We start from the raw sequence: 15,164 nt of genomic DNA on the forward strand, positions 1-15,164 counted from the left end.
CGGCAGCTTGCCGCGTTCGGTCGGCGTGGGCTCAGGCCGGGCGCTTGTCGGTGGGCTCGGCCGGAGCCGCCTGGCCGGCGACATCGGACGAATGCGATTCAGGGGCCTCGACGCGCTCGGAAGCGATCGGGGTCGCAGGTTTATCGGCCTCCGGCTTGGACTCGGACTGCATCTCCTTGATCTCCGACTTGAAGATCCGCATCGACTTACCGAGTGAACGAGCCGCATCCGGAAGCTTCTTGGCCCCGAAGAGCAGGACGAAGACAGCGATGACGATTACCCAGTGCCAGGGTTGTAGACCGCCCAATTTGATTACCTCCAGACGTCTGGCGCGAGTCTACCTGCCCGGCCTCGCGTCGACCCCATACGCACGCAGGGCCGCCACGGCCGTTTCCCGCACGCGCTCAGCCAGCGATTCCGGCGCGAGGACCCGCACTCCGGACCCGAAGCCCAGCACGAACCGGGCCATCCACTCGTCGGAGGCGTAGGTCATCTCCGCCTCGCAGGCGCCGTCGGGCAGCTCGCGGGTGACCCGCAGGGGGTAGTAGTCGAACATCCAGGACGCCGAGCGGTCGATGAGCAGCGTCGCCGACGGCAGCGACGGGTCGGCGTCGAACAGCGAGGTGTGGGGCGGGGCGTTGACGGCTGGTTCGGGTGGGGCCGACGGCTCGTTGAGGACGGAGGCGTCGACGATGCGGTCGAACCGGAACAGCCGCACTCCTTCGGCGGTACGGCACCACGCTTCCAGATAACTGTGCTCGGCGACCAGCACGACGCGGATCGGGTCGACGACCCTGCTGGTCAGCGCGTCGTGGGAGGCCGAGTAGTACTCGATGGACAGGGCCCGGTTGCCGCGCACCGCCTCGCGCACGGCAGCGGCGGCCTGGCTTTCCACCGGCGCGGGCTCGTCGACCGCGGCTTCGTGTCCGTGGGTGACCGTGCCTGCGGCGGATTCGATCTTCGCGATTGCGCTGCGGGCGGCCTTCGGGTCGACCACGCCGGGCACGTCGACCAGGGCCCGCAGCGCCACCAGGACACCGGTGGCTTCCGGCGAGGTCAGTCGCAGCGGGTGGTCGATGCCCGCCGAGAACGTGACTTCGATGGTGTCACCCGAGAATTCGAAGTCGATCAGGTCGCCCGGCCCGTAGCCCGGCAGGCCGCACATCCACAGCTGGTTGAGGTCGTCGCGCAGCTGTTTCTCGGTGACACCGAGATCGGACGCGGCTTCGGTGTAGGTGATCTTCGGGTTGGCCTGGAAGTACGGCACCATGTTGAGCAGCCGCACCAGCCGCTCCGAAACAGGGGTCACTGCGCAACCCCCGCCTGCGCACGCAGCCGGTCGAGCACCTCGTCACGCAGCGACTGCGGTTCGAGCACCACCGCGTCGGCGCCGTAGCTGGCGATCTCGCGAGCAAGCCGGTCTGACATTCCGATGTCGATGCTGATCTCCTCGCCGTCGCGGCCGTCGAGCACCCGCGGCCCCAGCACGGTCGCGAGCCGGCGCAGCGCGGTGGCGCGCCCGTCGGCCACCCAGACCTTCGCCTGCGTTCCCGAGGGTGTCTCACCGGTGACCCTGTGAACGATCTCGCGCAGGTTCACCCCATCGGGGGGCTTCACCGCAGCGGTCGGGCCGATGGCCTTCACGTCGCTGCCGATGCGTGACAGCCGGAACGTCCGGGTGTCGTTGCGGTCGCGGTCGTGGCCGACGAGGTACCAACGCCCGCGATCGGTGACCACACCCCACGGCTCGACCGTGCGCGTCGTGTAGGGCTCGCTGCGGGATGGCCGATGTGGAAATTGCACGGCTTGGCCGGAATTGATGGCGGACAACAGGATTCCCAGCACGTCCTCGGATCCGCGGAGGCCGGGCATGCCGGCCGTCGGGGTGATGGCGATGCCTGCATCACCGGCGTCGACGTCTACGCCCGCGGCCCGCAGCTTGAGCAGAGCGCCCTGGGTGGCGGTGATCAGCTCCGGCGACTCCCACAGCTGGGTGGCAACGGCGACGGCGGCGGCTTCATCGGCGGTGAGGTCGACGGCGGGCAATGCGTAGGCCTCGCGGTTGATGCGGTAACCCTCGGTCGGGTCGAACTGGGAGACGCGGCCGGTCTCCAGCGGGATGCCGAGATCGCGCAGCTCGTTCTTGTCGCGCTCGAACATCCGCGAGAACGCCTCGTCGCTAGCGCTGTCCGAATAGCCGTAGACGGTCTCTCTGATCCGCTCTGCACTGATGAAAGTGCGGGTGGACAGCAGCGCGATGACAAGGTTCATCAGCCGCTCGACTTTGGAGATCCCCACGGGTTCACAGCTTAGGGCGTCGGTCCTCAGCGCCGAGCGCTCGAGTCTGCTCACAGATCGGCTTTCGACCTGAAGTTGCGATCTCCCCGCAGAATCGATGCAGGGCGGGGCGCTACATGCTGGCGATGAGCCGCTTGACCCGCTCGTCAACCGAGCGGAACGGGTCCTTGCACAGCACGGTGCGCTGCGCCTGGTCGTTGAGCTTGAGATGCACCCAGTCGACGGTGAAGTCGCGGCCGGCTTCCTGTGCGGCGCTGATGAATTCGCCGCGCAGCTTCGCTCGCGTGGTCTGCGGCGGGGTGTTGACCGCGTCCTCGATCTCCTCGTCGGTGGTAACGCGAGCGGCCAGCCCCTTGCGCTGCAGCAGATCGAACACGCCCCTGCCCCGCTTGATGTCGTGGTACGCCAAGTCCAGCTGGCTGATCTTGGGATCGGACAACTCCATGTTGTAGCGGTCCTGGTAGCGCTGGAACAGCTTGCGCTTGATCACCCAGTCGATCTCGGTGTCGACCTTGGCGAAGTCCTGGCTCTCGACGGCGTCGAGCTGGCGGCCCCACAGGTCGACGACCTGCTCGATCTGCGGGTTGGGCTCGCGGGTCTGCAGGTGCTCGACGGCGCGCGAGTGGTATTCGCGCTGGATATCCAGAGCGCTGGCCTGTCGTCCGCCGGCCAGCCGCACCGGCCGTCGACCGGTCAGGTCGTGGCTGACCTCCCGGATCGCCCTGATCGGGTTGTCCAGCGAGAAATCGCGGAACGCCACACCGGACTCGATCATCTCAAGGACCAGCGCCGCGGTGCCCACCTTGAGCATCGTGGTGGTCTCGCTCATGTTGGAGTCGCCGACGATGACGTGTAGGCGCCGGTACTTCTCGGCGTCTGCGTGCGGTTCGTCGCGGGTGTTGATGATGGGGCGGCTGCGGGTGGTCGCCGACGACACGCCTTCCCAGATGTGCTCGGCACGCTGGCTCAGGCAGAAAGTCGCGGCCTTGGGCGTCTGCAGCACCTTGCCCGCGCCGCAGATTAGCTGGCGGGTGACCAGGAACGGCAGCAGCACGTCGGAGATGCGCGAGAACTCTCCCGCCCGCACGATCAGGTAGTTCTCGTGGCAGCCGTACGAGTTGCCGGCCGAGTCGGTGTTGTTCTTGAACAGGTAGATGTCGCCGCCGATGCCCTCGTCGGCCAGCCGCTGCTCGGCGTCGATCAGCAGATCCTCGAGGACCCGCTCGCCCGCACGGTCGTGGGTGACCAGCTGAACCAGGCTGTCGCATTCGGCCGTCGCGTACTCCGGATGGCTGCCGACGTCGAGATACAGCCGGGCGCCATTGCGGAGGAAGACGTTCGAGCTGCGACCCCACGACACGACCCGCCGGAACAAATAGCGCGCAACCTCGTCAGGACTCAATCGACGATGCCCGTGAAAGGTGCAGGTCACACCGAATTCAGTCTCGATGCCCATGATCCGCCGCTGCACGTCATCGAGCTTACGGGGTGGTTAGGACTGGCGGCGCGATAGCCGCGCCGATCCGTTTCCCGTCGCCTGTGGATAACGTCGGCGTCGCGGCTCGCTGATCTGCCAGCATGAGGCATGGGGGGAAACACCGAAGTCGATCTGAGCGCGCTGCGCGCCGTCGGCGACCACGTCACCGAAGCCGCCGACACGATCGCCCAATTGCACTGGCCGGCCCTGCCAGCCGACCAACTGAGGGGCTCGGCCGTCAGCGGTGTGGCCGCCACCGACCTCATCGCCGCGAAGCTCACCGATGTCATCGGCAACATGCGCGCCTGGGCGGTCGCCGCGCGGATGACCGCCGACGCCATCGAGGGGGCCGACGGCCGCAGCGCCGACCGCTTCCCACCCCGATGAGCAGGCCGACGGTAGCGCAGGCCGAAGCGTGGCGGCCCGACGCGCTCCTGGGAACGGCCGACGAATGGGACCGTGCCGCAACAGATTTGCAGTCATGGATCGACGCGGTCGCGCGCAAAATCGACGGCAGCAAGCGTTTCTGGACCGGAGCGGCAGCCGACGCAGCCCGTGAGCACGGCGCCACGATCGCATCTACCGGCGCGGTGGTGACCCGGTGCCTGATCGCCGCCGCCGTCGCGACGCGCGACGGTGCCGCACAGATGAGAACTGCCCGCGACGACATCGTCGCCCTCGTCGCCACCGCACGCGGCCAGGGCTTTACGGTCGCCGACGACGGCGCCGTGACCGGAGGTGACCCGTCGCGCCCAATAGTTTCCCTGACCGGCGGCAGCGTGGCGGTGACGGCCGACGTGTTGAGCTCCCAGATCGCTGCTGCCCTCGATCACCTCGGCTCAGCGGATGCCGACGCCGCGCGGGACATCACCGAGGCGCTCACTCCAGCCCACGCTCCTAAGGTCCAGACGGTGGCGGCCGGGGCGGGACCGATCCCTCTCGCCGATGTCGTCGCGGGCTGGTCGGCGATCAGCCAGGACCGCATCGCTAGCCAGATCGCTGCGATGACGCCCGATCAACAGCAAGCGCTGATCGACGACTTTCCCAAGCAGGTAGGCAACACCGATGGGGTCCCTTGGGACATGCGCGTTGCGGCCAACCGGGTCAACGTCGCCAAGGCGATCGTCGATGAACGCCGCGAGAACCGTCCGGGAGCGCAGGCGCGCATCGCCTTCTACCAGGGGTTGCTCGCGGAGGTCGACGACCCGGCGCGCAGCGGCCGACGCATCGGCCGCCAGATTCTGGCCTTCGATCCCGACCGGGCGTCGTTGATCGAACTCAACGGCGACCTGGCCGCGGCCAAGAGCGTCGCGGTCATGGTGCCCGGCATGAACACCACGATCGAAGGTTCGGCAGCCAACACCACCACGGCTCGCCGGTTCGTTGCGGCCACGCGCGGGGAGGTGGCGGCCATTACCTACCTCGGTGGCCCGTTCCCGCGAGGCAGCACGCTGGTCGCCGGGGCCGTCGACGCGGCAGATCCGCGCTACGCGCTCGACATGGCACCGCGACTGGTGGCGTTCAGCGAGGACGTCGACCGCACCGTCGACGCCACCGGTCGCAGCATTCCGGTCACCTATGTCGGCCACTCCTACGGCGGTTCAATCCTCGGCACCGCTGAGGTTTTCGGTCTGACGGCCGACCGCACTCTCTATCTCGCGGCCGCGGGCGCAGGCGTCGGTGTCGACGATCCCTCCGACTGGCACAACCGCAATCCCGACGTGCTGAGGTTCTCGATGACCGCGCCCGGTGATCCCATCGGACTGGTCCAGGGCAGCCCGACCAGCCCGCACGGCGCCGACCCGGACACCATGCCGGACGTAATCCACTTGGCCCCAGGCGATTACGACGACGGTCGGCCGATGGCCGGGCCGCAGGCACACACCGACATCGTCAACGCGCCATCGGATTCCTGGCGCAACATCCTGGCGGTGATCACGGGCGATTCGCTAACTCTGCACAAAGCGGGATGAGCGTTGGCACAATCTGAGCAATGTCGTCCCGCAGCAGCCCGGTCGACGGGTTCCGGCTGGCATTCGACCGGCACGGCACCCCCGGCGCACCCGCGGTGGTGTTGCTGCACGGATGGCCGGGCAACCGGCACGACTACCGCCGCGTGGTGCCGCTACTGGCCGACACCGCCGACGTGATCGTCCCCGATCTGCGCGGTTTCGGCGGCTCCGACAAGCATGCCGTCGACGTGCGTCACTTCTACAGTGCCAGCGCGCAGGCCGCCAGCGTGGTGGGGCTCGTCAACGAGCTGGGCCTGTCGCACGTCGTGCTCGTCGGCTACGACATCGGCAGCCGGGTGGCACAAAGCGTGGCGCGGATGTATCCCGACCTGGCGGCAGCGCTCGTGTTGTCCCCGCCGTTGCCCGGCGCCGGCACCCGTGTGCTCAACCCGAAGTCGCAGCGGGAGTACTGGTATCAGGCGTTTCACCAGCTGCCGCTGGCCGAGGGGCTGATGGACGGCAACCTCGACACCGTGCGGGAATATCTGCGCCACTTCTGGACTCATTGGTCGGGGCCGAATTTCGTTCTGCCGGACGATGATCTGGAGCAGCTGGCGTCCGACTACGCCCTGCCCGGCGCGTTTTCGGCGTCGATCGCCTGGTATCGGGCTGGTGCCGGCATGGTCGCGCAGTCGCTGACCGAGCCGCCGCCTGACCGCGCCATCAAGATTGCCGCCTCGACGGAGGTGCTATTGCCGCAACATGATCCGTTGTTCCCGCTCGAGTGGGCCGATCACCTGGACGGCTACTTCGTCGACGCCAGAACGCGTCGGATCGACGGCGTCGGGCACTTCACCCCGCTGGAGTGTCCTCAGGAGTTGGCTGACGTGATCCTCGCGCGCCTCACCGGGTGAGCGTCACTCCGAACTGGAAGAGTCCTGCGGCAGCAGGGATTCGAGCGCCGGTCCGGTGATCCGCCGGAACGCCCGCCTCGGGCGGTTCGCATCGAGGATCGCGACCTCGAGGGTCTCGGGCCCGAGCGTGCGGTTGTCCGAACCGTTTCCGCCTGCGGTGAGCGCATTGATCGCGATCTCTACCGCATCGGCCAGGGTCGTGTTCTCGGCGTAGCTCTCGTTGAGCTTCTCGATGATCGGCTCCGTCGTACCACCCATCACCACGAAGTGCGGTTCGTCGGCGATCGAGCCGTCGTAGGTGATGCGGTAGAGCTCGGGGGGTTTGGTCTCACCGTGGTGGGCGACCTCGGCGACGCACAGCTCGACCTCGTAGGGCTTGGCCTGCTCGGTGAAGATGGTGCCCAGAGTCTGCGCGTAGATGTTCGCCAGCTGGCGGCCAGTCACGTCACGGCGGGCGTAGGCATAGCCGCGGGTGTCCGCGTACTGGATCCCGCCACGCCGTAGGTTGTCGAATTCGTTGAACCGGCCGACGGCCGCGAAGCCGACGCGGTCGTAGAGCTCACTGACCTTCTGCAGCGACCGCGACGGGTTCTCCGCAACGAACAACACACCGTCGGCGTAAGCCAGCACGACGACGCTGCGGCCCCTGGCGATGCCTTTACGCGCGAGCTCCGAGCGCTCGCGCATCGCCTGCTCGGGCGAGATGAAATATGGAAAGCTCACGAATCTCCCCGCGCATCCGTCGACCGGTGAACCGCGTCAGGCCCGAAAGTATCCGACCGCGAACGACTTTCGATGACCTGCCGGGCGAAGTCGGCGATGCGCTGCTCGGGCACTTCTTCGGCGCCGTCGGCACCGATGATGACGGCCGTCGGGTAAATGCCACGCACCAAATCCGGGCCCCCGGTCGCGGAATCGTCGTCGGCGGCGTCGTACAGCGCCTCGACAGCGACCCGCAGCGCCGAGTCAGCGTCGGTGACCCGTGAATACAGCTTCTTGATCGACGACTTGGCGAAGATCGATCCCGAGCCCACCGACTGGTAGCCCTCGTCCTCGAAGTTCCATCCGCCCGCCGCGTCGAATGACACGATGCGGCCTGCGGCTTCGGGATTCGGATCGTCGAGGTCGAAACCGGCCAGCAGCGGCAGCGCGACGAAGCCCTGCAGTGCAGCCCCGAGGTTGCCGCGGACCATGGTGGCCAGCCGGTTCACCTTGCCCGCGAAGGTCAACGCGACGCCCTCGAGCTTTTCGTAGTGCTCGAGTTCGACGGCGTAGAGGCGGGCGAACTCGACGGCGATGGCCGCGGTGCCCGCGATCCCGGTGGCCGTGTAGTCGTCGGTGATGTAGACCTTCTGCACATCACGGCCGGCAATCATGTTGCCCTGCGTTGAGCGGCGATCGCCTGCCATCACCACGCCGCCGGGGTATTTCAGCGCGACGATCGTGGTGCCGTGCGGAAGCGCATCGCCCGGCTGAGGGGCGGCTGCTCTGTTCACGGGTAACAGTTCGGGCGCCTGGCGGCGCAGCAGTTCAGAAAACGATGACAAGTCCACGCGCACGTGAGGAGCATAGAAGTTTTGAGGAATGGAGGGTGCGCCGGGAAGAGGTGGGGGGAAGAACAGCTGATCGCGGTGCGTCCAGCTCACTGTCCGCCCTTCTGGACGTATGCGCGCACGAAGTCTTCGGCGTTCTCTTCGAGAACGTCGTCGATCTCGTCGAGCAGATCGTCGGTCTCCTCGGCCAGCTTCTCGCGACGCTCCTGCCCGGCGGCCGTGCTGCCGGTGAGGTCGTCGTCCTCCCCGCCACCACCGCCACGCTTGGTCTGCTCCTGAGCCATCGCTGCCTCCTGCATCGTCTGCGCCAGTCGCCGACGGGCCGTGTCGCCGCCCGCCGTTCCTCCACCCTACCGTTCGGCGGCCGAATTGCCTGCGATAGCACGCGTCAGGGTGGCGGGTGGGGACAACTCAAGTGGTGAGCTGTTCCACCAATTCCACAGCGCTGTCGACGGAGTCCAGCAGCGCTCCGACATGGGCTTTACTGCCCCGCAGCGGCTCGAGGGTGGGAATCCGGACCAGCGAATCGCCACCGAGGTCGAAGATCACCGAGTCCCAGCTGGCGGCCGCGATGTCGGCGCCGAAGCGGCGCAGGCACTCGCCGCGGAAATAGGCGCGGGTGTCCGTCGGCGGGTTGTCGACGGCGTCACGGACCTGCTGTTCGGTGACCAACCGCTTCATCGAACCGCGCGCCACGAGCCGGTTGTAGAGACCCTTGTCGAGGCGGACGTCGGAGTACTGCAGGTCGACCAAGTGCAGCCGTGGTGCCGACCAGTTCAGGTTCTCCCGGTTGCGGAAGCCCTCGAGCAGGCGGAGTTTCGCCGGCCAGTCCAGAATCTCGGCGCATTCCATCGGATCGCGTTCGAGCAGATCCAGCACGTGCGCCCAGGTTTCGACGATGTCGGCGGCGCGCGGGTCGGCGTCGCGGCTGTCCACCAGCTTGGCCACCCGGTCAAGGTAGATCCTTTGCAGGGCAAGGCCGGTCAGTTCGCGGCCATCGGCGAGCGCGACGGTTGCGCGCAGCGACGGGTCACGGCTGATGACATGTACGGCGTGCACCGGCCGCGCCAACGCCAGATCGGTGAGGTCCATACCCTCTTCGATCAGGTCCAGTACCAGCGAGGTGGCGCCCAGCTTCAGATACGTCGACGTCTCGGCGAGGTTGGCGTCGCCGATGATCACGTGCAGCCTGCGGTACTTGTCGGCGTCGGCGTGCGGCTCATCGCGGGTGTTGATGATGCCGCGCTTGAGCGTGGTCTCCAGCCCGACCTCGACCTCGATGTAGTCCGATCGCTGCGACAGCTGGAAGCCGGGTTCATCACCCGACGGGCCGATCCCGACCCGACCGGAGCCGGTGATCACCTGGCGGGACACCAGGAACGGCGTCAGGCCCGCGATCACGGCCGAGAACGGTGTCTGCCGGCTCATCAGGTAGTTCTCGTGAGAGCCGTAGGAGGCGCCCTTGCCGTCCACGTTGTTCTTGTACAGCTGCAGCTTCGCCGCGCCCGGCACGCTGGCCACATGGCGCGCGGCGGCCTCCATCACCCGCTCGCCTGCCTTGTCCCAGATGACCGCGTCCAGCGGGTCCGTGCACTCGGGCGCCGAGTACTCCGGGTGGGCGTGGTCGACGTACAACCGCGCCCCGTTGGTCAGGATCATGTTGGCCGCACCGACCTCGTCGGCGTCCACGACCGGCGGCGGGCCCGCCGACCGGCTCAGGTCGAAGCCGCGCGCGTCACGCAGCGGCGATTCGACCTCGTAGTCCCATCGGGTCCGCTTGGCCCGTTGGATGCCCGCGGCGGCGGCATACGCCAGCACCGCCTGCGTCGACGTCAAGATCGGATTGGCGGTGGGGTCGGACGGCGAGGATATGCCGTACTCGACCTCCGTTCCGATAATCCGTTGCATGCATCCAGCCTAGGTGACGGCGCACAGTAGCCTTCGACCGTGCCGTGGCAGCGAGACCGAACAGCGGGCGGGGCGGCGGGAGCGGCCGCGTCGGAGGAAGTGATGCGCAGGCGCGCCGCCGACGCATGGTTTCTGCAGCGGGGGCTGCCCGCGGTGCTGCGTCCGGGTGCATTGCTGCGCCGGTTGTGGCCACGATCGGCGCCCGTGCTGGCCGTGTTCGCGGTGTTCATGGCCAACTCGATCGTCGTCGTTCAGATCACGGGCAAGCACACCATCGACATCGACGGTCATCCCACGCGCACGGAATGGTTCGTGCTCGGGCTGCTGGTGTTGGTGCTGCCGGTGGCGGCAGCAGTCGGCTGGGGGGTGGCGCGCATCGGCAGCGTGAGAAACCGCACTGTCGCGGCGGTCATCTCCCTGATGGTAGTGGTCGCGGGCGGCATTCTCGGCGGTCCAAGTGAACGGATCGTGGCCAACCTCTTGTTCGAAGCGGTCGTGATAGCCGTCGTGGTGGCGCTCACCGCATGCGGAGTCGGTTCCATCCTCGGTTGGGGGCTGCACACGGCGGTGGACAACCTCACCTATATCGGCCCGCTGTTCGTCCGCGCGCTGCCTGTGGTGCTGCTGACGGTGCTCGTCTTCTTCAATACCTACGTGTGGGTGATGGCATCCACTGTCAGTCGCTCGCGGCTGTGGCTGGCGCTGGCGTTCCTCGGTGTCATCGCTATCGCGTTCATCGCGTCGGCCACCGTGGACCGAGTGCGGCCGATGTTGTCGGGGACCCGCCAATCGTCCGACGACAATATTCGGTTGAGCGGTACGCCCTTCGAGACGATGGCCGATCCGACATCGGCTGTTGCACTGTCCCGCCGTGAGCGTGTCAACGTGGTCTTCGTCCTCGTCACATCCCAGGTGCTCCAGGTGTCGCTGGTGGCGATGGTCGCCGGGCTGATCTTTTTCGTACTCGGCCTCATCCTGCTGAGCCCGGATTTGTTGGCGCAGTGGACGCGCAACGGATCCAGCGATGGCCAATTCCTTGGAATGACCTTGCCGGTTCCGCAATCACTCATCCAGGTCAGTTTGTTTCTGGCCGGCTTGACGTTCATGTATGTCAGCGCGCGAGCGGTCGGAGACGCTGATTACCGCAGCCGCTTCCTCGACCCGTTGATCGATGACCTCCGCCTGACGCTGGTCGCGCGAAGCCGATATCGCGCCGCCGTTGCGCCGCACACCCATTCGTAGCGTTTGTCCCGCACAATGTCTGCCGTGCCACAAATGCGAGAGGTGCACCAGTGGTTCCTGCATCGCGGACTGCCGCTGGTGTTGACCCGCCGGGTGCGCTCACGGGCACTGATCGAGCGCTCGGCGCCGGTGGTCAGCGGTGTCGGCGCGATCATCTCAGTGACGATGATGCTGGCCGAGCTCACCGGCGGCGAGCCCGACCTCGGCAACGTGATCCGGCTCGGGGTGCTGACCCTGCTGCTGATCGCCGCTCCGGTGACGTTGGGTCTGCTGCATCAATCGGGCACGACGCTGGGCAAGGCGGGTCGACGTTCTGCCGCGCTGGTGGTGATGGCACTCTTCGTGTTCGGACTTCCGTTCGCCGACAGCGGATTTTCGGGCATAGCCGCGGCAGAAGCGTTCGGTTTCGCGGTCGTCGCGCTGATCGTCGTGTGGCTGACCTACCTCGGTTTCGGGGCAATTGCACTGTGGGCGTTCCGGTATGCGCTCGTGCAAGTCGGTGCCCTCGGCACGCTGATGAGCCGTGCGCTGCCGCTGCTGATGCTGACCGTCGTCGTCTATTTCACCGGGGAGCTGTGGCAGCTCGCCGCCCGGATGACGCGCCAACGGCTCTGGCAGACAGTGGGATTCCTCGCGCTGGTGGCAATCGCCTTCATGGTCACGACGATTCGCGACGAAGTACGAGCGCTGCGCGACGATCGGGCCGAGCAGCACGATCCGGCGCGACTGTTGGCGGGCACACCGCTTGCGATCGAAGCGGGGCGTCAGCCGCCGCGGACCGCCCTGTCACTCGCCGAGCAGGTCAACGTCGTCGCGGTGATGGTGGTGTCGCAGGCGATCCAGGTGGTGTTCTTCACCGCCGGGTTGTTCGCGTTCTTCCTGGCGCTGGGCGTCATCGCGGTTCCCGACGATGTGACGGTCCTGTGGTCAGCCGAAGCGAGCTGCCCCGTCGGCGAACCACCGTGCGCGGGAACCTGGTTCGGCATTCACATCCCGATACCGCAGACCGTCGTGCATACATCGCTGTTCGTGGCGGTGCTTTCCGGGTTGTATTTCACGGTGAGCACCAGCGTGGACCCGCTGTACCGGCAGCGCTTCTTCGACCCGCTGGTGTCCGACGTCGCGGTGAGCCTGGCCGGCCGCGACGCCTATCTCGAGATGGAGGGCTGCAGCGAGTAGCTGTTGGCAAGATCATCCTGGATCACGCTCGCGTCTCGCCCTGTCGTGTCGACGACGACGGGTGAGGCAGGTGTGCTCGCCTCAAAGCCCCATCCCGGCGGCAGCGACAGTCGCTGCGCAAGGCCGGGCAGATCGCTGAGCGTCAGATTCGCATCGACGGTCTGGCTGTAGGTCTGCATGATCCAGCGCCTACCGTCGGGGTCGACCAGCTCGTAGATGTCGCGGCCGGCATCGAACGTAAACACAGCTTTCCGGTCCACTTTGTTCTCGTGATATGGCGCGGGGTTCATCGACGAGAGCGCAACGGTGGCCTGCCGGATCATCTCCAGGCCGCCGAAGGTTTTGCGCGCCAGTTCTTCTCGGCCGACCTTGCCGATACGGCTCATCAGCCAGTAGCGGGGACCGTTCAACAGCGCCGCAACGGCGCCGTTCTCGTCGGCGATCGCCTTGGCGTCCAACGCCTCCCACAACTCGGCCGGGCAATCGTTGAGCGGAAACGTGTTGTACACCGTCGCCTGTGGACCTGACTCCGTCGCGCTGACGAGCAGCACTTCGCCGTAGCGCTTGCCGTAGACGCCCTCGATCGTCGTGACATTGTGGTTGGGCATGTCGCGACGGTAGCCCTCGATCGCCCGCGAGCGTGCGCAAAATGTCGAGGTTGCGCGGCGGGTCGTGTCGCAGACACGCACGCTCGCGGCAAATGGGAAAGCCGCTACAGGTACTGGCCCAGGTTGGACTCGGTGTCGATCGCGCGGCTGGCCGACGAACTCTTGCCGGTGACCAGCGTGCGGATGTAGACGATCCGTTCGCCCTTCTTACCCGAGATCCGTGCCCAGTCATCGGGATTGGTGGTGTTGGGCAGGTCCTCGTTCTCGGCGAACTCGTCGACGATCGAGTCGAGCAGGTGCTGGATGCGCAGGCCGGGTTGCCCGGTCTCCAGCACCGACTTGATCGCGTTCTTCTTCGCACGGTCGACGACGTTCTGGATCATCGCCCCGGAGTTGAAGTCCTTGAAGTACATGACTTCTTTGTCCCCGTTGGCGTAGGTGACCTCGAGGAACCGGTTGTCGTCGATCTCGGCGTACATCCGGTCGACGACCTTCTCGATCATCGCCTTGATGCAAGCCGCCCGGTCCCCGTTGAACTCGGCCAGGTCGTCGGCGTGCACCGGCAGATCCTCGGTGAGGTACTTGCTGAAGATGTCTTGGGCCGCTTCGGCATCCGGGCGCTCGATCTTGATCTTGACGTCTAGGCGGCCGGGCCGCAGGATCGCGGGATCGATCATGTCCTCGCGGTTGGAGGCGCCGATGACGATGACGTTCTCGAGCCCCTCGACGCCGTCGATCTCCGACAGCAGCTGGGGCACGACCGTCGTCTCCACATCCGACGAAACGCCCGTGCCGCGGGTGCGGAAGATCGAGTCCATCTCGTCGAAGAACACGATCACCGGCGTGCCCTCGGACGCCTTCTCGCGGGCACGCTGGAAGATCAGCCGGATGTGGCGCTCGGTCTCGCCGACGAACTTGTTCAGAAGCTCGGGGCCCTTGATGTTGAGGAAGTAGCTCTTGGCTTCGCGGGCGTCGTCGCCGCGCACCTCGGCCATCTTCTTGGCCAGCGAGTTGGCCACCGCCTTGGCGATCAGCGTCTTGCCGCAGCCGGGCGGGCCGTAGAGCAGCACGCCCTTCGGCGGGCGCAGGGAGTACTCCCGGTAGAGCTCCTTGTGCAGGAACGGCAACTCGACCGCGTCGCGGATCTGCTCGATCTGCCTGCCGAGGCCGCCGATGTCGCTGTAGCTGACGTCGGGCACCTCTTCGAGCACGAGGTCCTCGACCTCGGCCTTGGGGATGCGCTCGAACGCGTAGCCGGCCTTGGTGTCGACCAGCAGCGAATCGCCGGGCCGCAGTTTGCGCGGCCGTTCGTCGTTGGCCAGCTCGTCGTCATACCCCTCGGGCAGGTCCTCGGAGCCCACCAACGGCTCGGCCAGCCAGACGATGCGCTCCTCGTCGGCGTGACCGACCACGAGCGCGCGGTGCCCGTCGGAAAGAATTTCGCGGAGGGTGGAGATTTCCCCGACCGCTTCAAAGTTTCCGGCCTCGACGACGGTCAGCGCCTCGTTCAGCCGGACCGTCTGGCCCTGCTTCAAGGTCTTCACGTCGATGTTGGGCGAGCACGTGAGCCGCATCTTGCGACCGGAGGTGAACACGTCGACCGTGTCGTCGTCCTGCACGCCGAGGAGCACGCCGTAACCACTCGGGGGCTGGCCCAACCGGTCGACCTCTTCGCGCAGGGCAAGCAGCTGCTGGCGCGCCTCTTTGAGGGTCTCCATCAGCTTGGAGTTCCTGGCAGCGAGCGAATCGATCCTCGCCTCCAGCTGGTGCACGTCACGGGCGCTGCGCAGGCCGCTCTGCGGACCGACGGCGTTCTCCAACTGCTCGCGAAGGACCGTAGCCTCGCGCCGTAGTTGTTCCAACTCGGCCGCGTCGTCGGCAGCCGACGACGACCCGTAGGATTCAGAACGCTCTGACTCGCTCATGTTGCGCTCCCTCCGCGCACCAGATGTTGGTGCAGTAACAACTTCAACGCTACCGGCGATTCAGGCTTTGTGTGCGGTGTAGGGATTCGACACACCAGCAACACTTGT

At 66.7% G+C, this 15,164-nt stretch carries 15 protein-coding genes; 5 read left to right on the plus strand and 10 right to left on the minus strand.

The window, feature by feature from the left end:
- Positions 1-31: 31 nt before the first annotated feature.
- The 4 genes from tatA to pafA all read right to left on the minus strand — a co-directional run bounded on the left by tatA (position 32) and on the right by pafA (position 3,769).
- Entirely contained in the window at positions 32-307 is a 276-nt protein-coding gene (gene tatA, locus A5651_RS17575; protein WP_066983559.1) for a Sec-independent protein translocase subunit TatA, read from the minus strand.
- A 30-nt stretch (positions 308-337) separates the two neighbouring features.
- Positions 338-1,309, minus strand: coding sequence for a YafY family protein (locus tag A5651_RS17580; protein ID WP_066983562.1), 972 nt, complete (start codon positions 1,307-1,309; stop codon positions 338-340).
- Positions 1,306-2,298 carry a YafY family protein gene (locus tag A5651_RS17585; RefSeq protein ID WP_156663028.1) on the minus strand — a complete coding sequence of 331 codons (993 nt, stop codon included), beginning with the start codon at positions 2,296-2,298 and terminating at the stop codon, positions 1,306-1,308. Before A5651_RS17585 ends, A5651_RS17580 begins: the two co-directional genes overlap by 4 nt.
- Positions 2,299-2,410: 112 nt before the next feature.
- Complete coding sequence (pafA, locus tag A5651_RS17590; protein ID WP_156663030.1) at positions 2,411-3,769, minus strand: Pup--protein ligase; 1,359 nt, start codon at positions 3,767-3,769, stop codon at positions 2,411-2,413.
- Positions 3,770-3,883: 114 nt separating this feature from the next.
- On the opposite strand from pafA, the gene A5651_RS17595 reads away from it, so the two are divergent.
- The 3 genes from A5651_RS17595 to A5651_RS17605 are packed head-to-tail and all read left to right on the plus strand — an operon-like array spanning position 3,884 to position 6,641.
- Positions 3,884-4,162 carry a hypothetical protein gene (locus tag A5651_RS17595; protein WP_066983565.1) on the plus strand — a complete coding sequence of 93 codons (279 nt, stop codon included), beginning with the start codon at positions 3,884-3,886 and terminating at the stop codon, positions 4,160-4,162.
- Positions 4,159-5,748 carry an alpha/beta hydrolase gene (locus A5651_RS17600; protein ID WP_066983568.1) on the plus strand — a complete coding sequence of 530 codons (1,590 nt, stop codon included), beginning with the start codon at positions 4,159-4,161 and terminating at the stop codon, positions 5,746-5,748. Before A5651_RS17595 ends, A5651_RS17600 begins: the two co-directional genes overlap by 4 nt.
- 20 nt (positions 5,749-5,768) lie before the next feature.
- Positions 5,769-6,641, plus strand: coding sequence for an alpha/beta fold hydrolase (locus A5651_RS17605; RefSeq protein WP_066983571.1), 873 nt, complete (start codon positions 5,769-5,771; stop codon positions 6,639-6,641).
- 3 nt (positions 6,642-6,644) lie between these two features.
- Here the strand turns inward: A5651_RS17605 and prcA are convergent, their stop codons facing one another.
- From prcA to dop, 4 genes are all read right to left on the minus strand, one after another.
- A complete protein-coding gene (gene prcA, locus A5651_RS17610) occupies positions 6,645-7,364 on the minus strand; it encodes a proteasome subunit alpha (protein ID WP_066983574.1) in 720 nt (239 codons plus the stop codon).
- Positions 7,361-8,287, minus strand: coding sequence for a proteasome subunit beta (gene prcB / locus A5651_RS17615; protein WP_082943826.1), 927 nt, complete (start codon positions 8,285-8,287; stop codon positions 7,361-7,363). The genes prcA and prcB overlap by 4 nt, the downstream gene beginning before the upstream one ends.
- A complete protein-coding gene (locus A5651_RS17620; protein ID WP_003887572.1) occupies positions 8,284-8,478 on the minus strand; it encodes a ubiquitin-like protein Pup in 195 nt (64 codons plus the stop codon). The genes prcB and A5651_RS17620 overlap by 4 nt, the downstream gene beginning before the upstream one ends.
- Positions 8,479-8,605: 127 nt before the next feature.
- On the minus strand, positions 8,606-10,102 hold the full coding sequence (gene dop, locus A5651_RS17625; RefSeq protein WP_066983579.1) for a pup deamidase/depupylase: 1,497 nt from the start codon (positions 10,100-10,102) through the stop codon (positions 8,606-8,608).
- Positions 10,103-10,204: 102 nt separating this feature from the next.
- On the opposite strand from dop, the gene A5651_RS17630 reads away from it, so the two are divergent.
- Positions 10,205-11,344 carry a hypothetical protein gene (locus A5651_RS17630; protein WP_066983825.1) on the plus strand — a complete coding sequence of 380 codons (1,140 nt, stop codon included), beginning with the start codon at positions 10,205-10,207 and terminating at the stop codon, positions 11,342-11,344.
- Between the two features lie 15 nt (positions 11,345-11,359).
- Entirely contained in the window at positions 11,360-12,523 is a 1,164-nt protein-coding gene (locus A5651_RS17635) for a hypothetical protein (RefSeq protein WP_066983582.1), read from the plus strand.
- On the opposite strand, the gene A5651_RS17640 is transcribed toward A5651_RS17635, so the two are convergent.
- On the minus strand, positions 12,493-13,131 hold the full coding sequence (locus A5651_RS17640; RefSeq protein ID WP_066983585.1) for a hypothetical protein: 639 nt from the start codon (positions 13,129-13,131) through the stop codon (positions 12,493-12,495). The two genes, A5651_RS17635 and A5651_RS17640, sit on opposite strands and share 31 nt — an antisense overlap.
- 104 nt (positions 13,132-13,235) lie before the next feature.
- Positions 13,236-15,056: a proteasome ATPase gene (gene arc / locus A5651_RS17645; protein ID WP_066983588.1), complete on the minus strand. Its 1,821-nt coding sequence runs from the start codon at positions 15,054-15,056 to the stop codon at positions 13,236-13,238.
- Positions 15,057-15,164 lie beyond the last annotated feature (108 nt).

Source organism: Mycobacterium sp. 1274761.0 (assembly GCF_001668615.1).
In the GTDB taxonomy this organism is placed as follows: Bacteria; Actinomycetota; Actinomycetes; order Mycobacteriales; family Mycobacteriaceae; genus Mycobacterium.